Origin of the sequence: Granulicella aggregans (genome assembly GCF_014203275.1) — a bacterium.
GTDB lineage: Bacteria > Acidobacteriota > Terriglobia > Terriglobales > Acidobacteriaceae > Edaphobacter.
Genome location: NZ_JACHIP010000001.1, coordinates 1,130,609 through 1,139,017 on the forward strand (window position 1 = coordinate 1,130,609; position 8,409 = coordinate 1,139,017).

General features: G+C 60.6%; 7 protein-coding genes. All 7 read left to right on the top strand.

The annotated features are described in order from the left end of the window. Nucleotides 1-30: 30 nt before the first annotated feature. The 7 genes from HDF16_RS04820 to HDF16_RS04850 all read left to right on the top strand — a co-directional run bounded on the left by HDF16_RS04820 (nucleotide 31) and on the right by HDF16_RS04850 (nucleotide 8,224). On the top strand, nucleotides 31-1,053 hold the full coding sequence (locus HDF16_RS04820) for an aromatic ring-hydroxylating oxygenase subunit alpha (RefSeq protein WP_221312480.1): 1,023 nt from the start codon (nucleotides 31-33) through the stop codon (nucleotides 1,051-1,053). A gap of 30 nt (nucleotides 1,054-1,083) precedes the next feature. Further along, nucleotides 1,084-2,658: an NCS2 family permease gene (locus HDF16_RS04825; protein ID WP_184213962.1), complete on the top strand. Its 1,575-nt coding sequence runs from the start codon at nucleotides 1,084-1,086 to the stop codon at nucleotides 2,656-2,658. Between the two features lie 102 nt (nucleotides 2,659-2,760). After that, nucleotides 2,761-4,263: a glycerol kinase GlpK gene (gene glpK, locus HDF16_RS04830; protein ID WP_184213963.1), complete on the top strand. Its 1,503-nt coding sequence runs from the start codon at nucleotides 2,761-2,763 to the stop codon at nucleotides 4,261-4,263. Between the two features lie 50 nt (nucleotides 4,264-4,313). Then, a complete protein-coding gene (locus HDF16_RS04835) occupies nucleotides 4,314-5,042 on the top strand; it encodes an MIP/aquaporin family protein (protein ID WP_184213964.1) in 729 nt (242 codons plus the stop codon). 40 nt (nucleotides 5,043-5,082) lie between these two features. Continuing rightward, nucleotides 5,083-6,630: a glycerol-3-phosphate dehydrogenase/oxidase gene (locus HDF16_RS04840; RefSeq protein ID WP_184213965.1), complete on the top strand. Its 1,548-nt coding sequence runs from the start codon at nucleotides 5,083-5,085 to the stop codon at nucleotides 6,628-6,630. A 30-nt stretch (nucleotides 6,631-6,660) separates the two neighbouring features. Next, nucleotides 6,661-7,476, top strand: coding sequence for a thioesterase II family protein (locus HDF16_RS04845; RefSeq protein ID WP_184213966.1), 816 nt, complete (start codon nucleotides 6,661-6,663; stop codon nucleotides 7,474-7,476). After that, the gene (locus HDF16_RS04850; protein WP_221312481.1) at nucleotides 7,448-8,224 is read left to right on the top strand and encodes a 4'-phosphopantetheinyl transferase family protein; all 777 of its coding nucleotides are present in this window, start codon (nucleotides 7,448-7,450) and stop codon (nucleotides 8,222-8,224) included. Before HDF16_RS04845 ends, HDF16_RS04850 begins: the two co-directional genes overlap by 29 nt. Nucleotides 8,225-8,409: the final 185 nt, after the last annotated feature.

Sequence of the window (8,409 nt, forward strand, 5' to 3'; positions counted from 1 at the left end):
GTATAAACAGGCAACGAGGACACAATCGAATTGAAGAACGCATTCGTTGTCGCGAGCACCGCGAGCGCGGACTCCGTGCAGGTCGATCCTGTGCTCAGAAGTCAGTGGTTCGTCGTGGGGCAGAGTAGCGAGGTGCCGCCAGGACAACCCGTCGCGCGGCGTCTGCTGGGTACGGACATTGTCTTGTGGCGTGATAGCGGCGAGGTGCATGCGTGGCAGGATCTCTGCATTCATCGCGGCGCAAAGCTCTCTCTTGGAAAGATTCGCGATGGCTGCATGGTGTGTCCGTACCATGCATGGGTCTACGACGGTGACGGCAAGTGCATTCACATCCCGGCGCAGCCCGACCGGTTGCCTCCCGTGCGGGCGGGAGCCAATGTCTTTCATGCTCGAGAACGTTACGGTCTTGTCTGGGTCTGTGTCGCCGAACCATCCGGAGACCTCCCGGAGTTTCCGCTGGCGGAAGACGAGAGCTACCGCGCTTTCCTTTGCGGCCCCTACCGGTTTGAGGCCAAAGGTCCCCGGCTGATCGAGAACTTTCTCGACGTAGGCCATCTTGCCATCGTTCACGCAGGTCTTCTCGGAGACGAAGACCATGCGGTGATCCCCGAGTACGAGGTCGAGGAGAGATCAGCGGATAGCAAAGGCCCGCTTGCGAGAGATATACGCATCCACCAGCCAGATCCTGACGGTACAGGCATTGCCGCCGAGGTGAGCTATGACTATGAAGTGCACGCACCGCTCACCGCAAGCTTCGTTAAGTCGCAGGGCGAGAACAAACTCTTCATGGGCTACACCATTACCCCGACCGAAGAAACCTCGGGCGAAGCCTGGGCCGTTTTCGCCATGAACTATGGTTTCGAGATTCCCGAGGAAGAACTGCGGGCGTTTCAACAGACCGTAGTCATGCAGGATAAGGCCATCGTGGAGTCGCAAAGGCCTGAACTACTGCCGCTCGATCTACAGGAAGAGCTTCACCTGCGTTCGGATCGCATGGCCATTGCCTATCGCAGATGGTTGAAGGCAACAGGCTTGAAGTATGGAGTAGCGTAGCTTTCCCCGCGACAAATCATAAGGAGAAGCATGGCAACGACCGCCCCGGCAATTCGCAGCGCTCCGAGATGGTTCACGAGCGGCGACGTGGACGGATTCCTCGGACTGTTCTTCAGCGGCTTGCCGGATCTTCTCCTAATAGCAGGGCTGGGAGCAGTCTGCGGCCTGCCCCAGAGCCTCATGGTGGGAAGAGTGCTGCCTGGCATCGCGATCTCGATCCTTCTGGGGAATCTCTTCTACTCATGGCAGGCTTACCAGCTTGCGAAGCGGACAGGTAGAAGCGACGTCACCGCGATCCCCTTCGGCGTGAACGCTCCGACGATCTTCGCCTACATCTTCCTCATCATGGAGCCGGTCTATGTCCGGACGCAAGATCCAAATCTTGCCTGGCAGGTAGGCGTCTTCGCGTGCCTGCTGAGTGGAGTGGTGCAAACAGCGGGAGCGTTCTGCACCGACTGGCTGCGGAGGTCGACACCGCGAGCGGCGCTGCTATGCCCACTGGCCGGAATCGCGCTGGGCTTTCTCTGCCTCGGCTTTATCTTCGGAGTCTTTCAGACACCGGCCATCGGCATCCTGCCGATGGTGATCCTCTTTGCACTGTACGCTTCGCATCTCAAGCTGCCCTTCCGCATTCCTGCGCCGGCATTGGCGATGGCCGTAGGAGCAGTGCTGGTGGTGGTGCTGCGGCACTTTCATCTCTACGCACCGCCGGCGGCACCGGTCGCAGCACCGGGACTCTATCTCCCGCATCCGATGAACGTCTTCGCGTTCATCCGGCATAGCGAGGGCTGGCGCTATCTCTCAATCATTCTGCCGATGAGCTTCCTCGACACCATCGTCTCCTTGCAGATTCTGGAGAGCGTGAAGATCGCCGGAGATGACTATCCGACCCTGCCATCGCTGCTCGTAAATGGGTTGGCGACGTTAGTAGCGGCGATCTTCGGCAGCCCGTTTCCAACCACACTTTACTTCGGGCACATGGCGCACAAGGCGAACGGCGCGCGGGTGGGGTACTCCGCGCTGAGCGGCGTGACAACCTTTGTGCTCTGCGTGACTGGCATCCTGCCGCTCGTGCTCCGAGTGATCCCCATCGAGGTCGCAGCGGCGGTGATCATCTGGTTCGGCCTGGTGATGATGGGGCAGGCTTTCAGCGAAGTCTCGGCGAACCACGCCATCGCTGTTGCGCTGGGGCTAATTCCGCTGATCGCTCAATGGACGCTACAGGTGATCGAACTTGCGGTGCGGGTCGCGGGATCAAACATGCTGGTCGCCTCCCCCAAGTTTGGCAGCGATCTCGCCATCTATGGATTGATCTCGCTGGCGCAGGGATCGCTGCTGATCTCGATGGTCTGGGCGGCATCGCTCTCCTATATGTTCGACCGCAGATTTTTGGCCGCTGCAGGATGGATGACCGCTGGAGCATTACTCTCCCTGTTCGGTCTGATTCACTCGTTCACCATCGGCGTGGATGGGGTGAAAAGTGATATCACTTTTGGAAAAGTGTCGTCAGTCAGCGCAAGCTATTTGGCCGGAGCGGGCTTCCTCATCATGTGCCACTGGTATGCGAAAGGGCAGGAACGCCCCCTCGTAGATCGCACCCTCTGAAGCGGCACTGGTGCATGGAATATCGATTGAGATACAGTGTGAGACCGGAGAGTGCAACCGTTTACCTAAAGTAAAAGCGGCCTCTCGCACGCGAGGTAAGAGATGTCGGAGTACATAGGGGCCCTCGATCAGGGGACGACGAGCACGCGGTTCATGGTCTTCGATCGCACCGGGCGAATCGTCTCGGTGGCACAGAAGGAACACGAACAGATTTATCCCCAGCCCGGCTGGGTCGAGCACGATCCGCTGGAGATCTGGCGCAGAACGCTAGAGGTCATCGACGAGGCTGTCGAAGCGCGCGGTCTGCGGGCGAAGGACCTTGCCTGCATCGGCATCACCAACCAGCGCGAGACGACCGTCGTATGGAATCGGCTCACCGGCGCTCCGGTCTATAACGCCCTGGTATGGCAGGACACCCGGGTCGCAGACTACGTCGCCAGGCTGGCGCAGGACGGCGGCCAGAACCGCTTCCAAGCGAAGACCGGCCTTCCGCTGACGACGTACTTCAGCGGCTTGAAGATCTGCTGGATACTCGACAACGTAAAAGGTGCCCGCGAGCTCGCGGAGAAGGGCGATCTTCTCTTCGGTAACATCGACGCCTACCTCCTCTGGAACCTGACCGGAGGCATCAACGGCGGCGTCCATGTCACCGATGTGACCAACGCCAGCCGGACACAGTTGATGAACCTCGAGACCCTGAACTGGGACGACGAGATCCTGGGCATCTTCAAGATCCCACGCTCCATGCTCCCGGCGATCCGCTCGAGCAGCGAGCACTACGGCGACATGAAGCGAACAAGCCTTGCGGGCGTTCCCATCGCCGGCATCCTGGGCGACCAGCACGCCGCGCTCGTCGGACAGACGTGCTTCAAGTCCGGTGAGGCGAAGAACACTTACGGCACAGGCTGCTTCATGCTGCTCAACACGGGCGAAAAGCGCGTGATCTCGAAGAATGGTCTGCTCACAACACTGGCCTACAAGTTCGGCGACCAGCCCGCTATCTACGCGCTCGAAGGCAGCATCGCGATCACCGGGGCTTTGGTCCAATGGGTCCGCGACAACCTGCGCATGATCGACAAGAGCGAAGAGATCGAGACACTCGCGCAGACCGTGAAGGACAACGGCGGCGTCTACTTTGTCCCAGCCTTCTCCGGTCTCTATGCGCCGTACTGGAAGGACACCGCGCGCGGAGTGATTACCGGGCTGACGCGATTTGCGAACCGAGGCCACATCGCCCGGGCAGTGATCGAAGCCACAGCCTTCCAGACACGCGAGGTGGTCGAGGCTATGGAAGCGGACTCCGGCATATCGCTGGAGCAGCTTCGGACCGACGGTGGCATGGTGCAGAACGAGATGCTGATGCAGTTTCAGGCCGACATCCTCAATCGCACGGTAGTCCGTCCGCAAATGCGGGAGACCACCGCCCTTGGGGCGGCCTATGCCGCAGGCCTCGCCTGCGGCTACTACAAGGACACCGCCGACCTGATATCGAATTGGGCAGTGGACCGGGTCTGGAAGCCCCAGATCGAGGACGCAGACCGCGACCGCCAGTACAAGCAATGGAAGAAGGCCGTGACCCGGTCTTTCGACTGGATTGATGAGTAGTCTGACGAATCGCTGTATAACCTGCATCTCGGGCCACTGAGGGAGCTGCCTTGTTATCACCAGTCTTTGGAGAGTTCGCAGGAACTCTCGTCGTGATCCTGATGGGCGAAGGCGTCAACGCCGCCGTCACGCTGAAGCAGTCCAAAGCCGAGGCCGCCGGATGGATGGTCATCGCCACCGGCTGGGGCTTCGCCGTCTTCTGCGGCGTCGTCACAGCGATCGCCTGCGGCAGCCCGGGAGCCCACCTGAACCCGGCCGTGACCGTGGCCATCGCGGTGAAGACGGGCGACTTCACCCAGCTTGTTCCCTTCATCCTCGCGCAGTTCCTGGGGGCGATGGTCGGAGCCACGCTGGTATGGCTCTTCTACTTTCCGCATTGGGAGCTGACCGAAGACCCCGCAGCGAAGCTAGGTGTCTTCTGCACCGCGCCCGCCATCCGTCGCCCATTTTGGAATCTCTTGAGCGAGATCATCGCCACGGCAGTTCTGATCATCGTAATCGGGTCGCTGGGCGCGAAGTCATTCGCTGCGGCGGGCCCAGCTCCGGGACTTGCACCCTACCTGGTTGCGATCCTGGTTTGGGGAATCGGTCTCTCGCTCGGCGGAACGACCGGATACGCCATCAATCCGGCGCGCGATCTCGGGCCACGCCTCGCACACGCTATCCTTCCTATAGCGGGCAAGGGCGGATCGGACTGGGGATATGCCCCGATTCCTGTCCTTGGCCCAGTGATCGGAGCCGCGCTGGCAGGCTTGTTCCTGAGAGTCACCGGCATCTAATCCTTGACGTTCAGCTTCAGAAGCACGAAGAAAGAGTTTCATGCGAAGCAAGGCATTTGAAGCACTGGCAGGGGAGTTCGACGTTCTGATCATCGGCGGCGGAGCCACCGGGCTTGGCATCGCGGTGGATTCCGCGACGCGCGGCTATCGAACCGCGCTGGTCGAGGCCGGAGACTTCGCCCAGGCCACCTCCAGCCGCGCCACCAAGTTAGTTCACGGCGGCGTTCGGTACCTGGCAAGCGGGCAGATTCACCTTGTCTACGAGGCCCTCCACGAGCGGGCGGTTATGCTGCGGAACGCTCCGCACCTGGTGCAGGCGCTTCCCTTCTTGCTGCCTGCGTACACCTGGATTGATCTGCCCTTTTACGGCATCGGCCTGAAGATCTACGACCTGCTCTCGGGCAAGTCGACAATGGGCCCGACGCACATCCTGGGCGCGAAGAGCACGCAGCAACGGCTGCCGAATATCGCGATGAAGGGCCTGCGCGGCAGCGTCCTCTACCACGATGGCCAGTTCGATGACGCGCGTCTGGCGCTGGCGCTGGCACGAACTGCGGAGGACCACGGCGCGACCGTATTGAACTATGCTCGGGTAACTTCCCTTGTGAAGACAGGAGGAAAGCTTACTGGCGCTGTCGTGAAGGACGTAGAGACCGGCACCGAGCAGACTGTCAGAGCCAAGGTCGTCATCAACGCGACCGGCATCTTCGTCGACGACATCCGCGAAAAGGACGATCCGGCGATCCCGAAGCTCCTTTCAGTCAGCCGCGGAACGCACATCGTCGTCGAGCCGTCCTTCCTCGGCAGTGACAACGCGATCATGATCCCGAAGACCGAGGATGGCCGCGTCATCTTCGCCATCCCGTGGGGTGGGAAGGTGGTCATCGGGACGACCGACCTTGCAGCGACCGCCGTCGAGATGGAGCCCGGCCACGAAGCCTCGGAGATCGACTACCTGATCGCCCACATCAATCCCTACCTCGCCATGCCCATGGCGCGAAAGGACATCCTGTCCGTCTTCTCCGGATTACGCCCGCTCGTCACCGGCAAGAGCGCAACCACCTCCAAGCTCTCGCGCGAGCACCACATCGACGTGTCGCCTACGGGCCTGATTACCGTCGCCGGCGGAAAGTGGACGACGTATCGCCGGATGGCGCAGGACACTCTCGACTTTGCGATACGGCACTCGATGCTGCCGAACAAGCCCTGCCGCACGCGCGAGATCAAGATTCACGGCGCCCCGGCCACAGGCGCTCCCGAATCCGGGCCTCTGCACCGCTACGGCACTGATGCAGACGCGATCCGGGCGTTGATTGCCGAACGTCCTGAACTCGCCGCGAAAATCGACGAGGCGCTCCCCTTCTGCTTGGCCGAGGTTGTTTTCTCGGTGCGGCAGGAGATGGCACGGACGGTCGAGGATGTTCTTTCGCGTCGCATGCGCGCCCTGATGACCGATGCGAGAGCAGCGGAGCGGGCCGCTCCCGCAGTAGCCGCAGCGATGGCGGAGGAACTTGGCCTGGGACAGGATTGGGTGGCCGCGCAAGTGGACTCGTTCCGCAAACTGGCAGCGACGTTCTATCTGCCCTAGTAAGATCGTCTCGGAGGCTGGCTCGAATCGATGATATTGCCGAACGGCGGCGGACGAACTGGATCATGGCTGGCACCGAGCCGGAACCCCGACGCGAAAGTTCGCCTCTTCTGCCTCCCTCACGCGGGTGCGGGAACAGCCGGTTACCATGCCTGGAAGCGCCTTCTGCCGGCTGAGATCGAGATCTGTCCAGTGCAAATTCCCGGCCGGGAGAGCAGACTCGCCGAGCCATCCTATACAAGCTCCGAGTCCTTGATCGAAGAGATTGCGCTCGCCATAGCCGATCGCACCGATAAGCCCTACGCCATCTTCGGCCACAGCATGGGCGCTCTGCTGGCGCTCGATCTAGCTCTGCGGTTGCGGGAACATGGCCAACCCGAGCCAGCCTACCTCTTCGTCTCCGGCCGGAATGCCACGCACGTTCCGATGAAGCATGGGTCGATCCACAAGCTTACGGACGAGGAGTTTCTCGACGCTCTGGCAATCCGGTACGGTGGCCTACCGCAGGAGATTCTCGAGACGCCAGAGCTACTGGAGGTCTACCTTCCCATCCTGCGCGCCGACCTGACGCTGCTCGAGACGCACACTTATATAGAGCGAACGCCGCTCGCCTGCCCTATCTCGGCATTCGCCGGCAAAGACGACCAGAACGTATCAGGGATGGGACTTACGTCCTGGGGAGAGCACACAGTCGGTAGCTTTGAGAGCGTATGGTTCGAAGGCGACCACTTTTATCTGAATGCCGCGAGCCGGACCTCGCTTCTGGGAGTGATTGCAAACCGGCTTAGGGATGCCTTGCAAGGGATCCCGACTCTAAATGAGAGTTCGGGTTCCGATGCACGATGAGTGGGAACGTTCTGCCGGAATACCGAAACTTGCACAGGGCGAAGTTCAGGTGTGGTGGATTGAGCTCTCCGCAGAAAATGCGGACGATACGAAATACCTCCCGGCTCTCAACGCCGAGGAGACGGAACGCGCCGGTAGGTTGCGAGCCGGGCAGGTGAGAACGCAGTTTCTCGCTGGGAGAAGTGGCGTCAGAACCTTGCTTGGGGCTCACTTAGGGATAGCTCCTCAAAAGGTCCCGATCGTCATGGCTGAATTTGGCAAACCGGAGCTTGACTCGCCATCCAGCGAAAAAATTCACTTCAACGTCGCGCACTCGCGGTCGACGATCCTGATCGCTTTGAACCTGACCGCACCTGTCGGGATTGACATTGAATATCTCGACCGGAAGATAGAGGTGGAAGAGGTTGCGCGGCACTCTCTCACAGAGCAGGAGACCTCGACCCTGCTGGCCATCGACGACGTTGCTGCGCGGTCAAAGTTCTTCTTTGAGTGCTGGACCCGGAAAGAGGCGGTGGTGAAGGCTGATGGTCGAGGGCTGTCCCTGCCTTTGACCTCGTTTGAAGCACCAACCGAAAGCTCATCCCGCCCATCATCCGTGACCATCCTCAACATGGATCGACTCTTCCAGCGCACCTATTTCGTCAGCGATATCGCGATTGTTGAAGGCGCGGCGTGCGCCGTGGCCACCGCGGATCGACCGTCTAGCGTCCGGCTGCTGAGATTTCCGCCAGCCGACCTCGCGCTGTGAGTCATGCCGTTTTCGCTCCCACTTTGGGGGGATTATGCCTGATTCCACACATGTTACTGTAAGTCTGTGGCGGGCCTGAAGCACTCACATATCTAGAGTTAACGCAGGATGCCTCGACGGCGACCGAGCCGCAGGGTTTCTGCTCCAGAAGACGTTTAGCCCTCTGAGATCCTGCGATCAGAGCC